Annotated in this window: 21 protein-coding genes, 1 tRNA gene and 2 pseudogenes; 14 read left to right on the top strand and 10 right to left on the bottom strand. The window is 68.1% G+C overall.

Annotated elements, in window-relative coordinates:
• The first annotated feature begins 52 nt into the window (after positions 1 to 52).
• The 6 genes and pseudogenes from MBEBAB_RS01045 to MBEBAB_RS18210 all read left to right on the top strand — a co-directional run bounded on the left by MBEBAB_RS01045 (position 53) and on the right by MBEBAB_RS18210 (position 4,075).
• Complete coding sequence (locus tag MBEBAB_RS01045; protein ID WP_021696063.1) at positions 53 to 1,348, top strand: DNA polymerase IV; 1,296 nt, start codon at positions 53 to 55, stop codon at positions 1,346 to 1,348.
• A pseudogene (locus MBEBAB_RS01040) lies at positions 1,345 to 1,802 on the top strand (RidA family protein). Before MBEBAB_RS01045 ends, MBEBAB_RS01040 begins: the two are co-directional and overlap by 4 nt.
• Positions 1,799 to 2,954 (top strand): annotated as a pseudogene (locus MBEBAB_RS01035) (GNAT family N-acetyltransferase). The pseudogenes MBEBAB_RS01040 and MBEBAB_RS01035 overlap by 4 nt, the downstream one beginning before the upstream one ends.
• Positions 2,955 to 2,986: 32 nt before the next feature.
• A complete protein-coding gene (locus MBEBAB_RS01030) occupies positions 2,987 to 3,424 on the top strand; it encodes an HIT family protein (protein ID WP_021696061.1) in 438 nt (145 codons plus the stop codon).
• Between the two features lie 51 nt (positions 3,425 to 3,475).
• Positions 3,476 to 3,551, top strand: a tRNA-Thr gene (locus MBEBAB_RS01025).
• 293 nt (positions 3,552 to 3,844) lie between these two features.
• Positions 3,845 to 4,075: a c-type cytochrome gene (locus MBEBAB_RS18210; protein ID WP_306301970.1), complete on the top strand. Its 231-nt coding sequence runs from the start codon at positions 3,845 to 3,847 to the stop codon at positions 4,073 to 4,075.
• Positions 4,076 to 4,114: 39 nt separating this feature from the next.
• On the opposite strand, the gene MBEBAB_RS01015 is transcribed toward MBEBAB_RS18210, so the two are convergent.
• The 4 genes from MBEBAB_RS01015 to MBEBAB_RS01000 form a co-directional block, all read right to left on the bottom strand.
• A complete protein-coding gene (locus MBEBAB_RS01015; protein ID WP_045318631.1) occupies positions 4,115 to 7,252 on the bottom strand; it encodes an efflux RND transporter permease subunit in 3,138 nt (1,045 codons plus the stop codon).
• Entirely contained in the window at positions 7,252 to 8,382 is a 1,131-nt protein-coding gene (locus MBEBAB_RS01010; protein WP_021696058.1) for an efflux RND transporter periplasmic adaptor subunit, read from the bottom strand. Before MBEBAB_RS01010 ends, MBEBAB_RS01015 begins: the two co-directional genes overlap by 1 nt.
• A 119-nt stretch (positions 8,383 to 8,501) precedes the next feature.
• Positions 8,502 to 9,308 (bottom strand): hypothetical protein, encoded by an 807-nt coding sequence (locus tag MBEBAB_RS01005; RefSeq protein WP_242397010.1) that lies wholly within the window; start codon positions 9,306 to 9,308, stop codon positions 8,502 to 8,504.
• Positions 9,254 to 10,018, bottom strand: coding sequence for a class II aldolase/adducin family protein (locus MBEBAB_RS01000; protein ID WP_021696056.1), 765 nt, complete (start codon positions 10,016 to 10,018; stop codon positions 9,254 to 9,256). The genes MBEBAB_RS01005 and MBEBAB_RS01000 overlap by 55 nt, the downstream gene beginning before the upstream one ends.
• Positions 10,019 to 10,166: 148 nt before the next feature.
• On the opposite strand from MBEBAB_RS01000, the gene MBEBAB_RS00995 reads away from it, so the two are divergent.
• From MBEBAB_RS00995 to MBEBAB_RS00985, 3 genes are read left to right on the top strand one after another with little or no spacing between them, the layout of a single operon-like run.
• Positions 10,167 to 11,270 carry a DUF2336 domain-containing protein gene (locus MBEBAB_RS00995; protein ID WP_021696055.1) on the top strand — a complete coding sequence of 368 codons (1,104 nt, stop codon included), beginning with the start codon at positions 10,167 to 10,169 and terminating at the stop codon, positions 11,268 to 11,270.
• Positions 11,271 to 11,325: 55 nt separating this feature from the next.
• Positions 11,326 to 12,099: an NAD kinase gene (locus tag MBEBAB_RS00990; protein WP_370541138.1), complete on the top strand. Its 774-nt coding sequence runs from the start codon at positions 11,326 to 11,328 to the stop codon at positions 12,097 to 12,099.
• A 60-nt stretch (positions 12,100 to 12,159) separates the two neighbouring features.
• On the top strand, positions 12,160 to 12,636 hold the full coding sequence (locus tag MBEBAB_RS00985; RefSeq protein ID WP_021696053.1) for an Hpt domain-containing protein: 477 nt from the start codon (positions 12,160 to 12,162) through the stop codon (positions 12,634 to 12,636).
• A gap of 3 nt (positions 12,637 to 12,639) precedes the next feature.
• Here the strand turns inward: MBEBAB_RS00985 and spbR are convergent, their stop codons facing one another.
• A complete protein-coding gene (gene spbR / locus MBEBAB_RS00980; RefSeq protein ID WP_021696052.1) occupies positions 12,640 to 13,779 on the bottom strand; it encodes a SpbR family protein in 1,140 nt (379 codons plus the stop codon).
• Between the two features lie 95 nt (positions 13,780 to 13,874).
• A complete protein-coding gene (locus MBEBAB_RS00975) occupies positions 13,875 to 14,678 on the bottom strand; it encodes a transglycosylase SLT domain-containing protein (protein WP_021696051.1) in 804 nt (267 codons plus the stop codon).
• A gap of 199 nt (positions 14,679 to 14,877) precedes the next feature.
• Here MBEBAB_RS00975 and MBEBAB_RS17005 point away from each other — a divergent pair, with 199 nt between their 5' ends.
• Together MBEBAB_RS17005 and MBEBAB_RS17000 are read left to right on the top strand one after the other, a co-directional pair.
• Positions 14,878 to 15,312, top strand: coding sequence for a hypothetical protein (locus MBEBAB_RS17005; RefSeq protein WP_242397009.1), 435 nt, complete (start codon positions 14,878 to 14,880; stop codon positions 15,310 to 15,312).
• A complete protein-coding gene (locus MBEBAB_RS17000) occupies positions 15,309 to 15,602 on the top strand; it encodes an energy transducer TonB (protein WP_052516697.1) in 294 nt (97 codons plus the stop codon). The genes MBEBAB_RS17005 and MBEBAB_RS17000 overlap by 4 nt, the downstream gene beginning before the upstream one ends.
• Here MBEBAB_RS17000 and MBEBAB_RS00965 read toward each other — a convergent pair.
• Positions 15,599 to 16,606: an NAD(P)/FAD-dependent oxidoreductase gene (locus tag MBEBAB_RS00965; protein ID WP_021696049.1), complete on the bottom strand. Its 1,008-nt coding sequence runs from the start codon at positions 16,604 to 16,606 to the stop codon at positions 15,599 to 15,601. The two genes, MBEBAB_RS17000 and MBEBAB_RS00965, sit on opposite strands and share 4 nt — an antisense overlap.
• 35 nt (positions 16,607 to 16,641) lie before the next feature.
• Positions 16,642 to 18,489, bottom strand: coding sequence for a phosphoenolpyruvate carboxykinase (GTP) (locus MBEBAB_RS00960; RefSeq protein WP_021696048.1), 1,848 nt, complete (start codon positions 18,487 to 18,489; stop codon positions 16,642 to 16,644).
• A 220-nt stretch (positions 18,490 to 18,709) separates the two neighbouring features.
• Between MBEBAB_RS00960 and MBEBAB_RS00955 the strand changes: the two genes are divergently transcribed.
• Both MBEBAB_RS00955 and MBEBAB_RS00950 read left to right on the top strand, forming a co-directional pair.
• Positions 18,710 to 19,228, top strand: a complete 519-nt coding sequence (locus MBEBAB_RS00955; RefSeq protein ID WP_021696047.1) for a hypothetical protein — start codon at positions 18,710 to 18,712, stop codon at positions 19,226 to 19,228.
• Complete coding sequence (locus MBEBAB_RS00950) at positions 19,210 to 19,830, top strand: DUF938 domain-containing protein (protein WP_045318614.1); 621 nt, start codon at positions 19,210 to 19,212, stop codon at positions 19,828 to 19,830. The genes MBEBAB_RS00955 and MBEBAB_RS00950 overlap by 19 nt, the downstream gene beginning before the upstream one ends.
• A gap of 9 nt (positions 19,831 to 19,839) precedes the next feature.
• On the opposite strand, the gene MBEBAB_RS00945 is transcribed toward MBEBAB_RS00950, so the two are convergent.
• Positions 19,840 to 20,256, bottom strand: coding sequence for a hypothetical protein (locus MBEBAB_RS00945; protein WP_045318627.1), 417 nt, complete (start codon positions 20,254 to 20,256; stop codon positions 19,840 to 19,842).
• Positions 20,257 to 20,589: 333 nt separating this feature from the next.
• Between MBEBAB_RS00945 and MBEBAB_RS00940 the strand changes: the two genes are divergently transcribed.
• On the top strand, positions 20,590 to 21,363 hold the full coding sequence (locus MBEBAB_RS00940) for a pseudouridine synthase (RefSeq protein WP_021696043.1): 774 nt from the start codon (positions 20,590 to 20,592) through the stop codon (positions 21,361 to 21,363).
• Here the strand turns inward: MBEBAB_RS00940 and MBEBAB_RS00935 are convergent.
• Entirely contained in the window at positions 21,357 to 22,385 is a 1,029-nt protein-coding gene (locus tag MBEBAB_RS00935) for a M48 family metallopeptidase (protein ID WP_021696042.1), read from the bottom strand. The two genes, MBEBAB_RS00940 and MBEBAB_RS00935, sit on opposite strands and share 7 nt — an antisense overlap.

Here is a 22,385-nt window from a genome sequence, read left to right as displayed (position 1 = left end):
GCATCATCATGACCGGTCATCCTTAAGTTGGCGTGAAGGGCGAACACCGGCGATGAAGGCCATCTGCCGCGACTGTCTATGGACCGGCGAACGAATCGTCTCGCGCTGTCCGGCGTGCGGGTCGCCGCGCGTGGTCGTTCACGACGAACTGGACCGCCTGACCATCGCCCACCTGGACTGCGACGCCTTCTACGCCTCGGTGGAGAAGCGCGACCGGCCCGAGCTGCGCGACAAGCCGGTGATCGTGGGCGGCGGCAAGCGGGGCGTGGTGTCCACCGCCTGCTATGTGGCGCGGCTGTACGGCGTGGGCTCGGCCATGCCCATGTTCAAGGCGCTGAAGGCCTGCCCTGACGCGGTGGTGATCAAGCCCGACTTCGCCAGGTACAAGCACGAGAGCGGCCGCATTCTGGGCGCGCTCGCCAAACTGACGCCCCTGATCCAGACCCTGTCGCTGGATGAGGCCTGGGCCGATCTGTCAGGCACCGAACGGCTGAACGGCGGCCCGCCCGCGTTCCAGTTGATCCGGCTGCAGAAGCAGATCGAGAGTGAGACCGGTCTGACCGTCTCCATCGGCCTGGCGCCCAACCGGTTCCTGGCCAAGATCGCGTCGGAACTGGACAAGCCGCGCGGGTTCTCTGTCATCGGCGCGGCCGAAGCGAAAAGCCTGCTGGCCGACAAGCCGGTCACCATCCTGCCCGGTGTGGGCAAGGTGTTCTCGAAAAGCCTGCGCAGCGACGGCTACGCCACCGTCGGCGACCTGGCCCGCGCGGAGGTCAAGGATCTGGTGCGGCGCTACGGGGAATCCGGCCTTCGCCTGCACGATCTGGCCCACGCCCGCGACGCCCGCCCGGTGAACCCGGACCATGACCGCAAGGGCATGAGCGCCGAGACCACCTTCAACGATGACCTGGCCGCGCTGGAGGACCTGGAGGCCGAGCTGTGGCCCCTGTGCGAGAAGCTGGCGGCCAAGGCGCGGCGCGACGGGGTGGCCAGCCGGGTGATCGTGCTGAAGCTGCGCGCCACCGACTTCCGCCTCTACACACGGCGGCGCACAGTGCCCGACCCGATCCAGACCGCGCGGGGCCTGTTCGCCGTAGGCCGCGAACTGCTGAAGCCCGAGATCGGCCGTCCGTGGCGGCTGATCGGCATCGGCATGGCCGACATCGTGGACGCCGAGGACGCCCCCGCCGGACTGTTCGCCGACGACCAGACCCGCGCCCTGAAGACCGAAACCACCATCGACGCCCTGAGGGAAAAGTACGGCGCGGGAGCCGTGGTGGCCGGGCGGGCGTTGAAGCCGGGCGGCGGGACGTCTAAATCCCGTGCAAAGCCTCAGGAGCCCTCATGACCATCGAAGCCCGCCTCAAAGACCTCGGCATCGACCTGCCCAAGCCCGCCGCCGCCGTGGCCAACTATGTGCCCTTCGTGCGCGCCGGCAATCTGGTCCACATCTCGGGCCAGCTGTCGAACGACGCTGACGGCGGGATAAAGGGCACCGTCGGCGACGACGTGGACCTGGAGACCGCGGTGGCCGGCGCACGCCTGTGCGGCATCAATCTGGTGGCCCAGATCAAGGCCGCCTGCGACGACGACCTGGAGCGGGTGGTCCGCATCGTCAAGCTGGGCGGCTTCGTCCAGGCGGCGGGCGACTTCATCGAGATTCCCAAGGTCATCAACGGCTGTTCCGACCTGATGGTGGACATGTTCGGCGATGCTGGCCGTCACGCCCGCTCGGCCGTGGGCGTCTATCGCCTGCCGCTGGCTTCGCCGTCGAGGTGGACGCCGTCGTCGAGGTGCGGTGAGCACCGACGCCGACTTCATCCTCAAGGTCCACGGCCGCATCCATCAGATCGGACGCGACGCCTGGGACGTCTGCGCGGCGCCCACTGGCGACCCGTTCGTGGGCTATGACTTCCTTGACGCCTGTGAGGACGCGGGCTGTGCGGTGGAGGCGCAGGGCTGGGGCCCGCGCCATCTGTCCCTGCATGGGCCCGACGACGCCGTGCTGGGCGTCATGCCGCTCTATCTGAAAGGCCACAGCCAGGGCGAGTACGTCTTCGACCACGCCTGGGCCGACGCCTATGAGCGTGCGGGTGGTCGCTACTATCCCAAGCTGCTGTCGGCGGTTCCCTTCACCCCGGTGACAGGGCCGCGCCTGCTGAACGCGCCGGAGACCGACGCGGCCACGGTGGGCGCCGCCCTGCTGCAAGGGGCGCGTACTTTGTGCGACCGCACCGGCGCTTCCTCCCTGCACGTGAATTTTCCGGACGTCGGTCAATGGCGGCTGATGGGCGAACAGGGCCTGCTGCTGCGGCAGGACATGCAGTACGTCTGGCGCAACGACGCTACGCCGGGTTCGATGATTTCCTGGCCGCCCTCTCCTCCTCCCGGCGCAAGACCATCCGGCGCGAGCGGCGGGAGGCGCAGACGGGTCTGGACATCCGCGTGCTGACCGGCGGCGACATCACAGAGGCCCACTGGGACGCCTTCCATGCGTTCTATCTGGACACCGGCGACCGGAAATGGGGCCGGCCCTATCTGAACCGGGCCTTCTTCAGCCTGATCGGCGAGCGCATGAGCGACCGCATCGCCCTGGTCATGGCCTTCGACGGCGAACGGCCCATCGCCGGGGCGCTGAACTTCATCGGCCGCGACGCCTGTACGGCCGCCAGTGGGGAACGCTGGAGGACCGGCCGTTCCTGCATTTCGAGCTGTGCTACTATCAGGCCATCGAGTTCGCCATCGCGCGGGGCCTGTCCCGGGTCGAGGCGGGGGCCCAGGGCGAGCACAAGATGGCCCGCGGCTATCTGCCCACGCCGGTCTATTCGGCCCACCACATCGCCGACCCTCTGCTGCGCGAGCCGGTGGCCAACTATCTGGATCAGGAACGCCCGGCCGTCGCCGCCGAGATCGAGGCCATGACGGCGGAATACTCGCCGTTCCGGTCCACCTGACCTATGCTCAGCCAAACCACAGGAGCACGCCCATGAGCCTTCACGGCGCCTATGACCCGGACAACATCTTTGCGAAAATCCTGCGGGGCGACATCCCGGCGGTGAAGGTCTGGGAGGACGAGCACGTTCTGGCCTTCATGGACGTGTTTCCGCAGTCCGAGGGCCATGTGCTGGTGATCTCGAAGACCTCCACCGCCCGTAACGTGCTGGAGATCGAACCCGACGTGCTCGCGAGGATCACCGAGGCGGTGCGGCGGCTGTCAAAGGCTGTCGACAAGGCGCTGAAACCCGACGGGATCACCATCAGCCAGTTCAACGGCGAAGCGGGCGGCCAGACCATCTTTCATCTGCATGTCCACATCGTCCCCCGCTGGGCCGACCGCGCCCTCAAGGGCCACGGCCATGCCCCCATGGCGGAGGCGGACGCCTTGCGTGGACTGGCCGACAGGATCGCGGCGGAACTGGATTGATCGGACGGCTTGCGGTCACGGGCCGCACCCCTCATAACCCCACGCCGAAGCGCCGGTTTAGCTCAGCTGGTAGAGCAGCGGTTTTGTAAACCGAAGGTCGCGGGTTCGATTCCTGCAACCGGCACCATCACCTTCGAGGTTCGCGATGAAGCCCTGTGGCTGGCTGGCGGTCTCCGCCGCGTTTGTGATGACGGCCTGCGGGCAATCGGACAGCCCTGCCTCGGACACGGCGGCCACACCAGCCGCGGCGCCGCCCCCCGAACCCCGTGTGCTGAGCGACGAGGAGCGCGCAGTGATCTTGGCGTCCCTGCCCGGCCCCTATAGCGAAGCCGACACGGAGAACGGCCGGCGAGTCTTCGCCCGGTGCCGGTCGTGCCACACCCTGCCCGAGGGCGGGCCGAACCTGACGGGACCGAACCTGTGGGGCGTGTTCGGGCGGCAGGCGGGGTCGGTGGAGGCTACAACTACTCCCCCGCTCTGCGCGAGGCGGACTTCACCTGGACGGCGGAGCAACTGGACGCCTGGCTGAACGATCCGCGCGGCTTCCTGCCCGGCAACAAGATGGCCTTCGCCGGGGTCCGCGACGAGACGGACCGCCGGGATCTGATCGGCTGGCTGAAGGTCGAGACCGGCTACGCCCCCGAGGCCTGATATCCGCTCATCCCGGCGCGTGCCGGGACAGCGCGGGGATCACTCCGCAGCGTGCTTCAGCCCGTCGTTGGCGGCGATCTCCTGGGCTTCCCACTCCTCGATCTTGCGGGCGGTGTACTCCGGCGAGCGGGTGAAGCGCGCCAGGGCGCCGTAGATCACCGGCACCACGAACAGGGTCAGCAGGGTGGCGAACAGGGCGCCGGAGAAGATCACCACGCCGATGGTCTGGCGGCTGGCGGCGCCGGCCCCCTGCCACAGCACCAGCGGCAGGGCGCCGAAGGCCGTGGCGATGGAGGTCATGATGATCGGGCGCAGGCGCAGGGCCGACGCTTCCACGATGGCTTCCTTGACCGTACGGCCCTGATCGCGCAGCTGGTTGGCGAATTCCACGATCAGGATGCCGTTCTTGGCCGCCACCCCGATCAGGATGATCAGGCCGATCTGGGAGTAGATGTTCAGGCTCGAGCCCGCCATGACCAGACCGAACAGCCCGCCGGCTGCGGCCAGAGGCACCGTCAGCATGATCACCGCCGGGGTGATCCAGCTCTCGAACTGGGCGGCCAGCACCAGGAACACCAGAATCAGGGCCAGACCGAAGGCCAGGGCCACGGCGCCCCCCGCCTCGGCCTGATCCCGCGCCGCCCCGCCCCAGCGGACGGTGGCCACGCCCTGCGGCTGCTGGGCGGCCTGTTCCTCGAACCATTCCACCGCGTCAGTGATGGTGTAGCCGGGGTTGAGGTCGGCGCTGAGGGTGATTTCACGCTGGCGGTCCAGACGGCGGCGGTCCGGCGTGTCGCCCGACGTCTCGGTGCGCACCACCGAGGACAGCGGCACCAGTTGGCCCGATCCGGTCGAGACATAGAGTGTACGCAGATCATCCACGTTGGAGCGGTTCTCCCGATCCGTCTGCAGGATCACATCGTACTCCTGACCGCCCCGGAGATAGGTGGTTGCCCGCCGCGACCCGAACATGGTCTCCAGCGTCCGGCCGATGTTCTGCGACGACACGCCCAGCGCGGCGGCCTGCTGCGGGTCCACGTCCACCAGCAGGCGCGGGGCGTTGGGTTCATAGTTCAGGCGCGGGCGCGACAGACCCGGATTGTCCAGCGAGGCGTTCATGATCGGCTGGATCCACTCGAACAGCCGCTCGTACTCGGCGCCGACGATGATGAACTCCACGGAGTTGCCGCCGCCGCCGCGGAAGGAGCCGGGCGTGGACGCATTGACCTGGGCGCCGGTCTCGTTGCGCAGCGACTGGTTCAGCTCCTGGGCGATCTGCTCGGCCGACCGGTCGCGGTCGCCCCAGTCGGCAAGGGCGAGGATGGCGTTGCCCCCGTTGAAGCCCGACCCCCAGCCAGGCGCCGAGACCATGTAGGATTCCGCCTCACCGGACTGGTGATACTCCGCCAGTCGTGGTTCGAGGCCCAACATGATGTCGCGGGTGTAGTTGAAACCGGCGCCCTCGGGGCCCTGGACCCGCACCATGACACGGCCGCGATCCTCGTTCGGCACCAGTTCGTTGGGCAGGCTCATGAACATGGCCGCGGCGCCGACCATGACCAGAACGATCAGGACGGCCACGCCCGCGACGGCGTGACGGGCGCCCAGAAGGCCTTCAAGCGACGCCTGATAGGACCGCTTCAGCGCATCCATGCCTGCATCGACCCTGCGCGCCAGCCAGCCCTGCCCCGACGCCGGGCGCAGGATCTTGGACGCCATCATCGGCGACAGACTCAGCGCCAGGAAGGCGGAGAAGAAGATGGCGGCGGTGATGGCCACCGCCAGCTCCACGAACAGGCGGCCCACGTAGCCGGGCAGGAACATCAGGGGCGCGAACACCGCAATCAGCACCACGGTGGTGGCGACCACGGCGAAGAACACCTGTCGCGCACCGCGCTCGGCGCCGACCAGCGGCGGCTCGCCATGGTCGATCCGGCGCTGGATGTTCTCGGTCACGACGATGGCGTCATCCACCACCAGGCCGATGGCCAGCACCAGGGCCAGCAGGGTCAGAAGGTTCAGGGAGAACCCGAACGGCGCCAGAATGATAAAGGTGGACAGCAGACAGATGGGCGCGACCACCGACGGGATGAGCGCGGCCCGCATCGTCCCAAGGAAGACGAAGTTGACCAGCGCCACCAGACCCAGGGCGATGCCGATGGTGATCCACACCTCGTCGATGGCGTGCTTGGTGAAGACCGAGTTGTCGGAGCCAACGACCAGTTCGCTGCCCTCGGGCAGGGCGGGCTGGACTTCTTCAAGAAGGGCCTGCACGCCCTCGGAAATCTCGAGGTCGTTGGCCTGGGACTGACGGGTGATGGCCAGGCCGATCTGATCCAGACCGTTGCCCCGGAACAGGCGGCGATCCTCGGCGGGCGCCTCTTCGACCCGGGCGATGTCGCCCAGGCGGGTGACATAGGCGCCGTCGCCCGACCCCGAGGCGCTGACCGGCAAATTGGCGAAGTCAGCGGGGGTCGCATAGTTGCGCGCCACGCGGACCGTATAGTCCTTGTCCACGGATTCCAGCGTGCCGGCGGGAAGCTCGATGTTCTGGCGCGTCAGGGCGGATTCCACGTCCGTCACGGTCAGACCCCGCGCCCCCAGGGCGGCGGCGTCCAGCCAGATGCGCATGCTGTATTCCTGGTCGCCGTAGATCTGAACCGCAGCGACGCCAGGGACCACCGAGAACCGGTCCACCAGATAGCGGTCCGCGTAATCGGTCAGCTCCAGCCGGTTCATGGTCTCCGAGCGCAGGAACAGGATCATGATGGGCTGGCCGTCGGTGTCAGCCTTGGCCACCTCCGGCGGATCGGCCTGGTCCGGCAGATTGCCCAGAACGCGCGAGATGCGGTCGCGCACGTCATTGGCAGCGTCGTCGATGTTGCGGTCCAGCGAGAACTCGATGGAGACCCGCGAGCGGCCGTCGCGGCTGGACGAGGTGACGCGCTCGATGCCCTGGATGCCCGCGATGCGCTGTTCGATCGGCTCGGTGATCCGGCTCTCGATCACTTCGGCCGAGGCGCCGGGATAGTTGGTGCTGACCGAGACGATGGGCGGATCCACGTCCGGCAGTTCGCGCACCGGCAGGAAGAAGAACGCCGCCGCGCCGATGACGCACAGCACGATGGCCGCAACAGCGGCGAAAACCGGGCGACGGACGGCGACGTCGGACAGCATCATGGCGCGGACGTCCGGGTGACGGCGCCGTCCTGGGACGCAGCTGGAGCGCCCGCGGTCTGGGCGACCTGAACCGCGGCGCCGGGCTGAATGCGGTTGAGACCCGAGCTGATCACCCGGTCGCCAACGTCCAGGCCCTGGATGATCTCGACCATGCCGGCCTCGACGACCCCCGCCTGCACCTCGATGCGCTGGGCGGTGCTGCGCTCGCCGTCCGAAGCGATGCGATAAACGAAGGCGCCGGAACCCTCATACTGCACGGCCGCCTCCGGGACCGCCGGCGCCGAGCGTTCGCCCTGGGCCACCGAAACACGCATGCTCATGCCCGGTCGGATGGACAGGTCGGGATTGGGGAACTCCGCCCGCGCGGTGAGGGCGCGGGTCTGGGGGTCGATGCGGGTGTCCAGATCGGCGATTCGTCCCGAAAACTCGCGCCCCGGATAGGCCTCGGCCCGCGCCGTGATGGCCACGCCGGGCCGCAGCATGGGCAGATATCGCTCGGGCACCTGGAAATCCACGCGCACAACCGAGATGTCATCCAGGGTGGCGATCACCGTCCCCGGGTTGACCAGCGTTCCTGGGGTCACGGTGGTGAGGCCCAGAACGCCCGCGAAGGGCGCGCGAATCATGCGCTCGCCGCGGCGGGCCTGGGCGCCCTCCAGGGCGGCCTCGGCGGTTTCGAAGTCGGTACGGGCCTGTTCGGCGGTCACGCGCGGCGCGATGCCCCGCTCGGCCAGGCTTTCCCAGCGCTCCATGTCCCGCCGCGCCTGACGCAACCGCGCCTCGGCCTCGATGATGCCGGCGTCCTGCTCGTCGGCGCGCAGCTCCACCAGCGGCGCGCCGGCGGCCACCCTTTGACCGTCGGAGAAGAAGACCCGGGTAATCAGTTCAGTGGTGCTGGAGGTGATGTCCACGGAACGGCGGCCACGCGCCACGCCCAGAACCTCGAAACTGTCGCTGAAGGCCCGGTCGATCACGCGAATCTCGGCGACCTCCTGGGCTCCGCGTCCCCCGGGGCCGCCCGGCCCGCCGCCGTCCTCGCCCGCGAAGGCCATGCGCAGGACGACCGCCACCACCATGAGGGCGACAGCCGCGACAGCCGCGAACAGAAAGAAATGTCGTTTCAGCACAATAACCGGTCCGGCGCGTTAGGGAGAAGGCAAGCCCTTATCGGCCTGACCCGTGGAGGCAAGCCCGATTGCAGTAACGTGATGAAGTTACGGAATCCGTCGCGTTCGGATGCGTTTTGTCAGAACCGACGCCAGACCGCCAGTATGGGCCCGCGGGACTCCGGGACGTTGCGGCCCGCCACGGTCTGGCGCCACCCGGCCTGAAGGCTCCAGACGCCGGAGGTGCGCACCACGGAGGTTTCAAGATTCGCCCACTCGCTGCCCTGTTCGCTGCGACCTGCGAACACCTGATTGAGCACACTCCAGCCCGGAGCCAGCTCGGCTCCGGCGGTCAGGTCCAGGCGCGTCTCGTCCGGCAGCCCGTCCCGCAGCCGCCGCGCCGCCTGCAGCTCGACGAAGGCGCCGCGCCAGGCGAAGGATCGCCCCGCCAGCACACGCAGGTCCCAATCGCTGTTCCCGGCGCCCGGCGGCGCATAGACGGCGTTGCGCGCATCGCCGCCCCAGGCGTGACCCGCATAGACGCTGAGCACAGTCCAGTCGCCGCGCCAGACATTGACCCGAACGCCCAGCTCGACAGGCCCGCGCCCCTGATAATCGACGAAGGCGTCCTCCCCGTCCTGCCAGTCCCCTTTGGCCTGCAAGGTGATCCGGTCCGTCAGGCCGTATTCCACGAACAGGCCCAGCACCCGATCGACCTGTTCGGCGGGCAACGGCATGCGCGCGCCGGACAGGTCGAAGCCGTCTTCAGCCCGCATGCTCTCGACCTTGACCATGACCTGGGTCTCGCCCTTGGGCGTCGGCCAGGCGCCCGCGTGGGCGACCTGCGGCGCCAGGGCCGCCAGCGCGGCCGCCGCCCCGCTGACGACCCTGATCAGGCGTCGTATCCCGGTGAGCGCCGGTCCAGCTGGCGCAGGGCGCCGGGCCACGCCAGCGAAGAGATGAAGCTGATCGCCTGGCCCTGTTCCTTCGTTTCGGCCTGAGCCGCGTCCGGGGCGAGCAGAACGCCGTCCCGGCCCGCGCTGAGAGCGCCGATCTGCTGACGGCAGGCCCGCTCCAGGAAGAAGATTCCCACCCAGGCCGCAGCCGCCGTCTCACCCACCGCCAGGGTGCCGTGATTGCGCAACAACATCAGAGATTTGTCGCCAAGATCGGCCACCAGACGTTCGCGTTCGTCATGGTTCAGGGCAAGACCCTCATAGCCGTGATAGGCCACCTGATGCTGAAGCAGGCAGGCGTTCTGGCTGAGGGGCAGCAAGCCCTCCTTCTGCGCCGCCACCGCCACGCCGGCGTCGGTGTGGAGGTGGATGACGAATTTTGCGTCCTCGCGCGCCGCATGGACCGCCGAGTGAATGGTGAATCCCGCCGGATTGATGAAGTTCGTGGTCTCCTGAACCACGTTGCCGTCCAGATCGACCTTGACCAGCAGCGAGGCGGTCATCTCGTCGAAGTAGTAGCCATAGGGGTTGATCAGGAAGTGGTGCTCGGGCCCGGGGACACGGGCCGAGACATGGGTGAAGATCATGTCGTCCCACCCGTGCAAGGCGACCAGCCGGTATAGCGCCGCCAGCTCAACCCGCGTTCGCCACTCGGCCTCTGAAACCTTGGATTTCAGCGAAGGCGATGCGCCGTCGGCCATGACCGTCTCCCAAAGCAACCCTCTGACCAGGCACCGTCGCGCCACACGACGCGAGCGTCAAGGTTAGCGGTGCGTTAACCCCGTTTTCACTCCCCGGACGGCAAAGCTGACCCGTGGCGGTCCGCCGCCGAATCCCGAAAGGCGTGCCGTGGCCCCTGCACTGTCCAGCGTCAAACCCGCTCCCGCAGACCTTCTGGCGCTGGCCCGAAGCCGCGACACCGCGGATCAGCAGCGTCTGCTGCGCGGCGTGGCCGCCCTGTGCGAGGCCAACCCGCCCCGCCCCGGTGACCCGTCACACGCCCTGCTGAGTGAGATCTTCCTGACCCTGGCGGCCAGGGCCGAGCGGGACATCCGCCGCACCCTTTCGGAATGCCTTGCGAAGGCGGACTGGGCGCCGCCGGCCCTGATCAACACCCTGGCCCTGGACGAAATCGCAATCGCACGCCCCGTGATCGCCTCCAGCCCGCTTCTGAGGGATCAGGAGCTGCTGAAGATCCTGGTGGAGTGCACCATCGAGCACCAGATCGAGGTTGCTCGCCGACCGCGCATCAGCGGCCGCATCGCCGACGCCATCATCGAAGGCGGCGAGCCCGCCGTGATGACCGCCCTGGCCGCGAACCGGACCGCGGAAGTCAGCGAGGCCGCCGTCCGCCGCCTGGTGGAGGCGTCACAGCGCATCGCGGCTCTCCGCGCCCCCCTGGTGCGGCACCCGGCCATGAATGACCAGCTGGCTCAGGAACTTTACGGCTGGGTCGGCCAGGCCCTGCGGCAAGCCATCCAGGACCGCTTCCGCGTGGACGCGCCGGCGCTCAGCGACGCCATCGACGAGGCGGTGCGCGCCGCATACGCCCGCAAGGGTGAGGCCGCGCCCCCGGATCTGGACGACAATCCCGCCCGCGACGAGATGGAACGACGGCTCGTGGCCAAGATGGACGCCTCGGGCCAGCTCCGGCCCGGCTATCTGATCCGCGCGATCCGGGAGGGGCGATTGAGCCTGTTCGAGCACGCCCTGTCGATCATGGGCGGTTTCGCCGTGGCCCAGGTTCGCGACGCCGTCCGGGCGGACACGCCGGAGCCGCTCAGGCTGGCCTGCGCCGCCGTAGGGATCGACCGGGCCGTCTTCCCGGCGATGCTGGACGAAATCCGCAAACTCAGCGGCGGCTTGCCGGCCGGGGAGTTGCGCAAGCCGAGGCTGCTGGAGCGTTCGGGCGAAAGCGCTGCGCGGGCTTTCCGCGCCAATCGCGCCGCCTGATCGGCAGAGCGCGTTTGACTTCCGGCTCCGCGTCCGCTTGCACTGGGCTGTGAGCATTCTTCCACCCTCCCCGCGCATCGCCTTCGTCGCCAGTGACCGGCCTGAGGCCCTGGCGTCTCGCGACGCCCTGGCCCGGCGCTATCCCTCCGTCACGGAGGAGGACGCCGACGTGATCGTGGCGCTGGGCGGCGACGGTTTCATGCTGGAGATGCTGCACACCCACATCGACCGACGCACTCCCGTGTTCGGCATGAACCGGGGTTCGGTCGGCTTTCTCATGAACGATTATGGCGAAGACGCCCTGATCGAGCGCCTGACCAGAGCCATCGCCACCGTCATTCATCCGCTGGAGATGCGGGCCTGGACCAGCGACGCCCAGGTTCAGGTCGGTCTGGCCATCAACGAGGTCTCGCTGCTGCGCCAGACACGCCAGAGCGCCAAGCTGCGCATTCTGGTCGATGAGCGGGTCCGACTTGAGGAACTCATCTGCGACGGCGTGCTGGTGTCGACCCCGGCCGGTTCGACGGCCTACAATCTTTCCGCCCATGGCCCGATCATTCCGCTGGACGCCAAGGTCCTGGCCCTGACTCCCATCAGCGCCTTCCGGCCCCGACGCTGGCGGGGCGCCCTGCTGCCGCACAGTTCCGAAGTCTGCTTTGACGTGCTCGAGGCGGACAAGCGTCCGGTCAGCGCCGTGGCGGACAATTTCGAGGTTCGACGGGTGCGCAAGGTCGAGGTGCGCGAAAGGCGGGACATCGCCCTGACCATGCTGTTCGACGCCGATCGTTCGTTCGAGGAACGGGTTCTGGCCGAACAATTTACCGCCTGAGTCACCCCTTCTTAAACCTGGAGGTCCAGACTGGCGGTGAACTGCTCTTGGAGTCTCGCCGTGAACAAGTCCGCACAGGTCATCCAGCCCCCCAACACTCTCCGCCAGAAAGTGGGCGGCGGGTTCGGCGGTATTGACGCCGGCGCCATCGCCAAGGCGGAGGAAGCGCTGGCGGCCATGGCGGACCAGTTCGGCGCCTGGCTGCAGGACGAACTCGACAAGATGGACGCGGCCTGGGCCGCCATCCAGGCCGAGGGCTATACGACCGCCACGGCCGAAGGGCTCTATTTCCGCGCTCACGACCTCAAGGGTCTGGGCGGCACCTATCAATATCCGCTGGTGACGCGCCTGGCCGGCTCCATGTGCCGCCTGCTGGACAACGCCGAACAGCGCATGGAGGCGCCGCTGCCTCTGCTGCAAGCCCATATCCAGGCCATCAAGGCGGTCGTGCGCGACAAGATCCAGACCGACGACCATCCGGTCGGCCGCACCCTCGCGGAAGAGCTGGAAGGCCAGGTCGCCGCCTTCAAGGCGTAGACCTCAAGCCGCGTTGGCGGCCAGCATCTCCGGCTCCGGCGCCCGGTCCAGACGCTCCAGCAGATAGGTCAGATCCTCCCGCGGCGTATTGGGCCGCTGGGTGAGGAAGCGTTCGAGCATGCGCTGCTGGAACCGGTCGCCGCTGAGCGCGACGCCTTCCGCCTGCATGCCGCGCCAGGTGTCCACCCCGGCCCGGAACGCCTGGAACAGACGCGGGGGCAGCCCGGCCCGGTCATAGATCGCCTTCAGGCCCAGAGGGCCGGCGTCGTGGATCATCAGCCAGGCCCGGTCATGCGCCACGCCTGCCAATTCCGACAGTCCCTGCTCGAAGAAGGCCATCTGCCCTCGCGCCAGACCGCGCAGCAGCAACGAGGCGTTCAGCGCCTTGCGCGCGTTCAGGGTGGCCACGAAGGTCGGCAAGTCGGTGCTGGCTCCGGCCTGGTCAATCAGGTCAACCGTGGCCCGCTCACGCGTGTACTGGGCCAGTTGAATGGCGGTCTCGGGCGCCAAGGCATGACGGGTGACCAGATGTTCCCGCACAGCCTCGCTGGCCAGGCCGATCAGTTTCTCGGTGATCGCCATGGGCAGCACCGGCCGGTAGGCCATGGCCGCCACGAGCTCGGGTGACTGGCTGAACCTTTCCAGAGCGCGTCCCATGCTCCGTTCCGACAGGTCGGCGTTGTCGTTGGCCGCCAGGGCGCGAACGGCCAGCTCCCCTGCATCAGACGCGATGACATCGGCCACGTCGCGGGACACCTTGGGCCGTGACGCCACCGCCACCTGCCGCGCGGAGGAGCCGCTGCGCACGATCTCGATCAGGTCCTCATCGGTGAAGGCGGGAGAAAAACCGATGATGGGCATGGCCACGGTGTCCACGTCCCGCGCCAGGCGGCGCGCCACATCACGGGGCAACAGGTCTGACGATTTCAGCGTCACCGCCAGGGCCCGACGGACCATTTCGGCCACGTCGCCGGCCAGCACACGCAGAATCTTCTCGGCCGCCTCCCGATCCGCAGAACTGAGGTCGGCGCGGTCGATCGTGCGGCACAGCTTGTGCGCCGCCGTCGCCCGTTCGTCGTCATCCCCGCTCTTGATCAGGCGGTGAAGGTCCAGGTCGGTCAGGCGGGCGCGTGAGGTGGTCATGGGAGCTTCCGGAAATCAGGCCGCGAGAATGTCGCCGTTATCCTTAAGGTCGCGTTTACCCTGACGCTGGGAACGTCATTTCGAGCGTCGCTCAATCAACTCTGCCGCGATTCCTCCGGCGGCGCGAACGCCTTCAGGAATGTGGTCGCCTCCCCTTCGCCCTGGGTTCCCAGCAGCATGTTCAGCAGGCTCTGGTCCTGGGCGAGCCGGTCCATGCGCGCAGCCAGCATGCGGTCCTGGTCGCTCAACGGCGGCGGGGACGGCGCTGAGGGTTGCGGCACGCCCACAGCGGGATGATCGCCCGCCGTGCGCTGCAGATTCGCGTGAACCTCGGCCACCGTCGCCGGGCGGCCGCTGCGGTAGAAGATCGATCGGTTCGCCGCCGCCGCCTGGGGGAACAGCGCCGCCGCCGAAGCGCCGGGCCGCGTGGCCATGGCCTCCATCAGGGTCGCGGCGCCCGCCGGGCCCAGGAAATGCGCCGCATAGAGGTCGCCGCCGCCCGGCTCACGGCCCGTGCGTCCGCGCAGATAGGCCGCGTTGGACGCGGTCAGCTCCGCCGCCATCACAGAAGCGGCGTGCGCGTCGAAACGAAGATCCATGACCACGTTGCGGGCCGAGCCCTGCACCCGCCAGCGCCCGTCCGAACCGCGATGGATCAGATCGGCGTACTGGCCGTATCCATGCCGATGCCCGTTCTGCTTCAGGGTCGCCAGCCAGGTCTGTTCGATGAACTGGAACAGGCCCGCCGCCGTGGATGTGCGTGCTTGGGCCTGGGGGTTCAGCGCGCTTTCACGCCGGGCCGTACGCATCAGGAAGTCGAAATCCACGCCGGTCGCGCTGGAGGCGCGCCGAATGGCCGCCTCCACGCCGCCGGATGAGGGAATCGCTGCGATGCTCATAAGGTTGACGGTCGTTTACGTTGGTTAACGAAACCCTAAACTTCGTTAACGAACACCTACCATCCACAGATGGCTCTCGCAGCCATCACGGTCTGCTGATCAAGCGCCGCCGTAAAGTCGCCACAACCCAGGCGCGACACTTCGTTCGTCGGACGTCGGTCTCGGCGGTCCGGCCTTTGTGAACAAGGGAGTGGACGTCATGATGATGAAGCTCGCAGGCGGAGCCGGTTCGGTTCATCCGCTGGATTTCAACAACCGCAAGCGGCCGGTTCCCCGCTGGGTCTGGCTGGCGGTGGGCGCCTCGCTTCTGGTGCACGGCGCCGCCGGCGTGTGGCTGTACCAGCAAAGATTCGAGCTGCGGGCGCCCGAAGCTACGCCAGAGCCCCCGACCACGATCATCGAGATCATGCAGCGCCCGCGGCCGCCCGAACCTGAGGTCGCCCAGACCCAGCCGCCCCCGACGGCCATCCACCGCCCGGCGCCGAACCCTGTTCAGCGAGGGAAATCCTGGCGATCCCACCCCTCGACACGCCCTCGGTCGGCGATTTTGATCCTATCGTCGTCGCGCCGACGCCTGGTGCGGTTGTCGAACCTCAAGCGCAGCCCGCCGCGCCCTCGGTTGGACCGCCCGTGATCACCAACCCCCGCTGGATCGCCAGACCAACGTCCGATCAGATGGCGCGGGCCTATCCGGACCGCGCCATGCGTGACGGAACCGAGGGCTCAGCCACCCTGCAGTGCTCGGTCACGGCGCGGGGCAGTCTGACCGGCTGTTCGGTGATGTCTGAAACGCCGGGCGGACACGGCTTCGGACGGGCGGCCATGCAGCTGTCGCGACACTTCCGCCTCAGCCCCCGCACCGTGAACGGCCAGGCGGTGGAAGGCGCCGTGGTCACCATCCCCCTGACCTTCCAGCTCAACTAGAACCGCACGGGATCGAAGGCGGCCGCAAAGGCCGTCTTCGGCTCGCCCTGGACGGCCGCCGTCACCGTCTGGGCCACCGCCGGCGCCAGCAACCAGCCGTTGCGGCGCGGCGCCAGGGCGGCGAACAACCCCTCCCCCAGCGCCCCCGCCATGGGCAGGCCGTCGGGCGAGGCGCCGCGGACGCCCACGCGGGTCCGCCGCGTGCCGATGGACGTCAGGTCAAAGAAACGCGCGGCGGCCTGCAGCATCTGTCGGGCCTGGACCGCGTCGGGCGTCAGGTCGCGGCGATCGAAATCCATGCTGGCCCCCACCATCACGCCGCCGCCCATGGGCGCGACATAGGCCCCCGGGCCCCGCCTCATGCATTCGACGGTGAGTCCGAAGAGTTGCTCCAGCTGGCCCCGGATAGGACGAATCAGGCCGAGCAGACGGGCGGCTTCGGGGGGCAGCCCGGCCGGGGCCGCATGGGCGCCCATCGCCAGAATGACGGCGCCGGCCGACAGCACATGCCCGGTCTCCAGCACCACACGCCAGAATCCATGCTCCGTCTCGAGACGCGCCGCCCGACCCTGAACCAGGGTGACGCCCGGCGCAGCCCTGAGCGCCGTCAGGGCGGGTTCCGCCTCGATGCGCCAGTCTTCCGGCGTCCTGACGACGCCGTTCTCCGCCCTGGCCGCAAACCCCGTTCCCAACAGCCGTTCGGCCACCGCCGCGGCGTCGGGTCCGCGCCACTCCGAGCCCTCGGCTGAGATCATGAGGCTCTGGCGCTCCGCGAAATCCGGCCACAGGTCACGGGCGGCGCGCAACATCTCGGCCCGCTCGCGCGTCGTGTTCTCCAGGGCGCTTTCCATGGCGGGCGCGATCATGCCCGCCGCGACCGACGAGGCGTTGTCGCCGCCGGGATCGACCACGGTCACACGCCGTCCGCGCCGGGTCAGTTCAACTGCGGTGGTCAGGCCCAGAACGCCCGCGCCGATGATGAGAATTTCGCTGGATGATGACACGCGCCGTCATCGACCGACGCGCGTCCTTTTTCAAGCTATTCGGCCGCCATCCGCGCCGCCCGCGCGCGATCCAGCCGTTTGATCAGGGCCTCGTGCTGTCGCCACAGCGCCTTCGGCAGACGGTCGCCGAACTTTTCGAAGAAGGCCGGTATCAGGGCCGCCTCCTCGCTCCAGACCTCGGGGTCTACGTCCAGCAGGGTCTCCAGTTGCGCTTCCGTCAGATCGACGCCGGTGAGATCCAGCGACTCCGCTGTGGGCACATGGCCCACAGGCGTGTCGACCGCCTCGGCCTCGCCTTCCAGCCGCTGGGTGATCCACTTCAGCACCCGCACATTGTCGCCGAAGCCCGGCCAGATGAAGCGGCCGTCCTGATCCTTGCGGAACCAGTTGACGAAGAAGATGCGCGGCAGCTTCGCCGCATCGGCCTTCTCGCCCAGCGCCAGCCAGTGGGCGAAATAGTCGCCCATGTTGTAACCGCAGAACGGCAGCATGGCGAAGGGATCGCGGCGCAGCTCGCCGACCCGGTTCTCCGCCGCCGCCGTCCCTTCGGACGCCACGGTGGAGCCCATGAACACGCCGTGCTCCCAGTCGAAGGCCTCGGTCACCAGCGGCACCGCGTTGGCCCGACGGCCGCCGAACAGGATGGCCGAGATCGGCACGCCCGCCGGGTCTTCCCACTCGGGCGCAATGGTCGGGCATTGTTCAGCCGGGGCGGCGAAACGCGAGTTCGGGTGCGCGGCCGGTTCGCCGGACGACGGATCGTAGGGCCGCCCCTTCCAGTCGGTCAGGCCCTCGGGCGCATCCTTGGTCAGACCTTCCCACCACACATCGTTGTCGGCCGTCAGGGCCACATTGGTGAAGACGGTGTTCTTCGTCAGGGTCGCAAGCGCGTTCTGGTTGGTGTTGCGGCTGGTGCCCGGCGCCACGCCGAAGAAGCCGGCCTCCGGGTTCACCGCATACAGCCGCCCGTCGTCGCCGAAGCGCATCCAGGCGATGTCGTCGCCCACCGTCTCGGCCTTCCAGCCGTCCAGGGTCGGCTGCAGCATGGCCAGATTGGTCTTGCCGCATGCGCTGGGGAAGGCGGCGGCCACATAGTGCACGCGCCCCTTGGGGTCGGTCAGCTTCAGGATCAGCATGTGCTCGGCCAGCCAGCCCTCGTCGCGGGCCATCACCGAGGCGATGCGCAGGGCGTAGCACTTCTTGCCCAGCAGGGCGTTGCCGCCATAGCCCGAGCCGTAGGACCAGATCTCCCGCGTTTCGGGGAAATGCACGATCCACTTCTCGTCGTTGCAGGGCCAGGGCGCATCTTCCTCTCCAGGCGCCAGCGGCGCGCCCAGCGTATGGACGGCGGGCACAAAGGTCCCGTCTTCGCCCAACTGGTCCAGCGCCGCCTGGCCCATGCGTGTCATGATCCGCATGGACAGGGCCACATAGCCGCTGTCGGTGATCTCCACGCCCAGGGCGCTGATCTTCGACCCAAGCGGCCCCATGCAGAACGGGACCACATACATGGTGCGGCCCGCCATGCAGCCATCGAACAGGCCGTTCAGGCGCTCGCGCATACCGACCGGGTCGGACCAGTTGTTGGTCGGTCCGGCGTCGGCCTCGTCCTGCGAGCAGATGAAGGTCCGGCTCTCGACCCGCGCCACATCCTTGGGGTCCGAGGCGGCGTAGTAGCAGCCGGGCCTTGTTTCGGAATTCAGAGGACGCAGGGTGCCGCGCGCGACCAGATCGGCGGCGATGGCGTCGGCCTCGGCCTGGGACCCGTCGCACCAGTGCACCCGGTCCGGTCTGGTCAGGGCGGCGATCTCGGCCACCCATTGAACCAGGCCTAGGTGTGTCGTCGGGACGGCCTCAAGCCCCGGAATCATCTCGATGTCCAACGCACGTCTCCCTGAGCTTCCGGGCCCGGCGATCTGTCGCCGCCGTGGCCTCACGACGATCACGCCGTGTTACGCGATGGCAGAAACACCCCTTCTGACGCGGCGTCAACCGGCGCACATTTCGACCCGTCGGGCGCCGGGAGCTGACAACGAAGGGCATGATCTTGCCTTAAGCGGCCACGCCAGCGACAGTCGCAGAGTTCAAGGAAGGCACGACATCATGCGCATCACGCCGGCCATCATCGCTACAGCCGCCATGCTCGTCGCCTGGGCCTCGAATGCACAGCCGGCTGAAGATCCGACTGGCCCATGGGCCATGATGCTGAGCGTGCCTTATGATCCGGGGGGCCAGCCCGTCATTGGCTGGATCAGCGAGAACGACGCCCCTGGGCCGCCCGAGAGCGAAGAACATTACATCAACGAGCATTGGGAGATGATGCTGCACCAGCCCGCTTCCATGGACTCCGACCCTGAACGCTGGACCCTGAGACGGATGCGTTACGTCTGCGGAGACAGCACCGTCGCGGTGCTGGAAACCCGGACCTTTCAGGGTGAAACGCTGGTGGAGACGACCGGGCCAGAATCCTCCTCGGGCATCATCCCGCACACTCTGGCCGCCTTCACCATAAATGCTGTCTGTCGGAACGGCATTGCGGACGCAGCGCCCCGTGCGGCCGATCGGGCGGCCGCCACGGCTGAACAGGTCGCCTTCCTTGAGCGGTGGAACGGGTCGCGGTGACAATAGCCCCGCCGACCTCCCCGGCCGCTGATCGAAACACCGGGCCCATCCTTCAGGTTCTCAAGGCGCATCTGCCCGGACGCGGACGGGTGCTCGAGATCGCCTCCGGCGTGGGCCAGCACGCCGCCGCCATCGCGCGCGCTCTGCCCGATCTGGACTGGACGCCCAGCGATCCGTCCGCCGAGGGGCGCGACGGGATCGAGACGTGGCGCAAGGCATCGGGACTGGACAATCTCCGGGCGGCGGAACCCGTGAACGCCGCCGATCCGGCCACGTGGCCGAGCGGTCCGTTCCACGCCGTCGTCTGCATCAATATGGTCCATATCAGCCCGTGGGGCGCAACCGAGGGCCTGATGGGCGGGGCGGCCGAGGTGTTGGTCCCTGGCGGCCTGCTTTATCTGTACGGCCCTTACCGCGAGGCCGACATTCCGCTGGCCCCGTCAAACGCGGACTTCGACCAGAATCTGAAAGCCCGCAACCCCGAATGGGGATTGCGGGCTCTCGAAGACGTTTCGCAGCTGGCGCGGGATCACGGCCTGCGTCTGACCCTGCGGGTCGAGATGCCGGCCAACAATCTCAGCCTGCTGTTCCGCAAGGTCTAGCCTAAAGACTTAACCCAGCGTCTGGGCCACCAGGCTCAGTTGCTCGCGGGTCATCAGCGGGGTCGCGCCCTCGCTGTCGATGACCGCGCCCGGCGCATCGGCCAGGGTGGCCGGGTCGATGTCCATGGCGCGGGCCGCCTGGGCGACGCCTTCACCGAAAGCCAGAACCGTCATGCCGTTGGCGCGCGCCGTGGTGATCATGTTGGCCACCTTTTCCTCGGCGGCGGAATCCGGGGCGCCGCCCGGGATGATCAGGCCGGCCATGGAGCCGTCCTCGATGTCGCTCATCTTGGCGGTCGGCAGCACCGTCACGCCGCCGACGGACATGCTCGCGTCGCCGGTGGAGATGGGGGCCATGGAGATGCCTTCGTACTGCATCAGCTGTTCGACGTCGCCCAGCGGGCCGAAGTCCATCGAGCGGCGCATGGCCAGGCCCACACGGGCGCGAATGGGTGCACGGCGAAATCCGCCGCGGGGTTTTCCAGATTTACCGGCGTTGCGTTGAGCGTTCATGCTTCTCCTGAAAGGTTGATCTCAAGTCGACGGACAGCACGACGCCGTCCATTTCCTCACGCTTTCGCGTCAAAGACACGAAAATGACGGGTTGAGCCGCCGCCGCGTCAAGCGCGGGGCGGGCCAAGGCGATCCGTCATGTGGATAGCTTCTGATATAGGTCTTTGGCCCTTAGGGTCAACCGCACAGCCTTGCCGTGAAGACTGCGCGCCGCCAAAAGGGGCCTTCCCGCTTCACGGACCGACCATGGCCTTCACCCGCACCTACGACGGCGACGAACCCGTCCGCATCAACAAGTGGCTGGGCCAGACCGGCGTCTGCTCGCGCCGCGAGGCCGAGGGCCTGATCGGCCAGGGTCTGGTGCGCATCGACGGCGAGGTGGTCACCGACCCCGGCCGCAAGATCGAACCGGGCCAGACCCTGATCCTCAGCGACGCCGCCGAGGCCGAACTGGCCTCCGGCGTCACCATCGTCCTGCACAAGCCCGTCGGCTACGTCTCGGGCCAGCCTGAGCCGGGCAAGATCCCGGCTGTACGCCTGCTGACCGGCGCCAACCGCATGGGCGCGGGTCAAGTCCCGGCCAAGGATGCGTCCCTGCCCCCCATCGGGCGGCTGGACGAGGATTCGCGAGGCCTGCTGCTGCTGTCCACCGACGGCGTCGTGGCCAAGGCGGTCATCGGGCCGCAGTCCGAGCTGGACAAGGAGTATCTGGTCACCGTCCGGGGCCCGATCACCGAGCGCAAGCTGAGCCTGCTGCGTCACGGCCTGGAGCTGGACGATCGTCAGCTGAAGCCCGCCCGCGTCACGGTGGTGCAGGGCCAGACGATGCGCTTCATCCTGACCGAGGGCCGAAACCGCCAGATTCGGCGCATGTGCGATCTGGTGGAGTTGCGCGTCACCGACCTGCACCGCGTCCGCATCGGCCCGCTGGCCCTGGGCGACCTGCCAGAGGGGAAATGGCGCATGCTGACGGCGGATGAGCGCTCGGCGCTGATCAGCGGCTCAGGCGCGGCTCAGTAGGTCGGCGGAACCGAGGTGGACGGCGCCGTTCGCGGCTCAACCGGCGGCAGATCCCGCCCGCCCGCGAACCGCACCAGGGCGTCGATGCGCTTCTCGATCGGCGGATGGGTGGCGAACAGGCCTGCGAAGCCGGCGCCCTTCTCCTGATTATCCAGGAACATGCCGCGCAGTTCGTCGGGCGCCTCGAGCTTGGACTGGCCTGACACCTTGCGCAGGGCGGAGATCATGGCGTCCGGGTTCTTGGTCAGTTCGGCGGCGCCCGCGTCAGCCACATATTCGCGGGTGCGCGACAGCATCATGCGGATCACCGCCGCCAGCACGAAGCCGATCACGGCGATGGCCAGGCCGATCAGGATCAAGGGCCCCGCGTTCTTGTTGTTTCCGCCGCGCCCGCCCCGCGAATAGAACAGGCCCCGGAACACCAGCTCGGCCATGACGCTGATGATGCCCGCGAAGATCGAGGCGATCACCATGGTGCGCACGTCCTTGTTGATGACGTGGGTCAGTTCGTGGGCCAGCACGGCTTCCATCTCGTCCCGGTCCAGGGCGCCCATGAGGCCGCGCGTGACGGTGACGGAATAGCGGCCCTCATGCAGGCCCGAAGCGTAGGCGTTCAGTTCAGGCCGCTCGATGATGCGCAGGGTCGGCGTACGCATGCCGCGCGAGATGGAGAGATTTTCCAGCAGGTTGTAGAGCTCCGGCTCGTCGCGCCGCTCGACCTTCTTCGCCCCGGTCATGGCGTCGATCATGGCCTGGCTGCCGAAATAGGAGATGGCGAACCAGATCGCGGCGATCCCCAGGGCCGTGGGCACGGTCCAGCCCAGCATGCTGGCGGCCAGGGCCATGTCGTCACCCAGCTCGCCGCCGGAGCTCGGGATGACTCCGAACCCCATCAGTACCAACTGGAGCCCGTACAGGATCACCACCAGCAGCACGGGGAACCCCGCCAGCAGCAGGATCGACCGGGTGTTGTTGGCCCAGATGTGGGTCTTGAGCCCGACGGCCTGACCGTAAAACGCCAT

It is taken from the genome of Brevundimonas abyssalis TAR-001 (genome assembly GCF_000466985.1).
Taxonomy (GTDB): domain Bacteria; phylum Pseudomonadota; class Alphaproteobacteria; order Caulobacterales; family Caulobacteraceae; genus Brevundimonas; species Brevundimonas abyssalis.
This window is presented reverse-complemented; position numbering and strand designations above follow the sequence as displayed.

Excerpts from the sequence above, each read along its gene's own strand:
- MBEBAB_RS01030 (WP_021696061.1), top strand. The coding sequence starts at position 2,987 with ATGAGCCTTCACGGCGCCTATGACCCGGACAACATCTTTGCGAAAATC.
- MBEBAB_RS00940 (WP_021696043.1), top strand. The coding sequence starts at position 20,590 with ATGGCCTTCACCCGCACCTACGACGGCGACGAACCCGTCCGCATCAAC.
- MBEBAB_RS00975 (WP_021696051.1), bottom strand. The coding sequence starts at position 14,678 with ATGAGCATCGCAGCGATTCCCTCATCCGGCGGCGTGGAGGCGGCCATT.
- MBEBAB_RS17005 (WP_242397009.1), top strand. The coding sequence starts at position 14,878 with ATGATGATGAAGCTCGCAGGCGGAGCCGGTTCGGTTCATCCGCTGGAT.
- MBEBAB_RS01000 (WP_021696056.1), bottom strand. The coding sequence starts at position 10,018 with ATGGCCGACGGCGCATCGCCTTCGCTGAAATCCAAGGTTTCAGAGGCC.
- MBEBAB_RS00955 (WP_021696047.1), top strand. The coding sequence starts at position 18,710 with ATGCGCATCACGCCGGCCATCATCGCTACAGCCGCCATGCTCGTCGCC.
- MBEBAB_RS01045 (WP_021696063.1), top strand. The coding sequence starts at position 53 with ATGAAGGCCATCTGCCGCGACTGTCTATGGACCGGCGAACGAATCGTC.
- MBEBAB_RS00935 (WP_021696042.1), bottom strand. The coding sequence starts at position 22,385 with ATGGCGTTTTACGGTCAGGCCGTCGGGCTCAAGACCCACATCTGGGCC.
- MBEBAB_RS00945 (WP_045318627.1), bottom strand. The coding sequence starts at position 20,256 with ATGCGCCGCTCGATGGACTTCGGCCCGCTGGGCGACGTCGAACAGCTG.
- MBEBAB_RS01015 (WP_045318631.1), bottom strand. The coding sequence starts at position 7,252 with ATGCTGTCCGACGTCGCCGTCCGTCGCCCGGTTTTCGCCGCTGTTGCG.
- spbR (WP_021696052.1), bottom strand. The coding sequence starts at position 13,779 with ATGACCACCTCACGCGCCCGCCTGACCGACCTGGACCTTCACCGCCTG.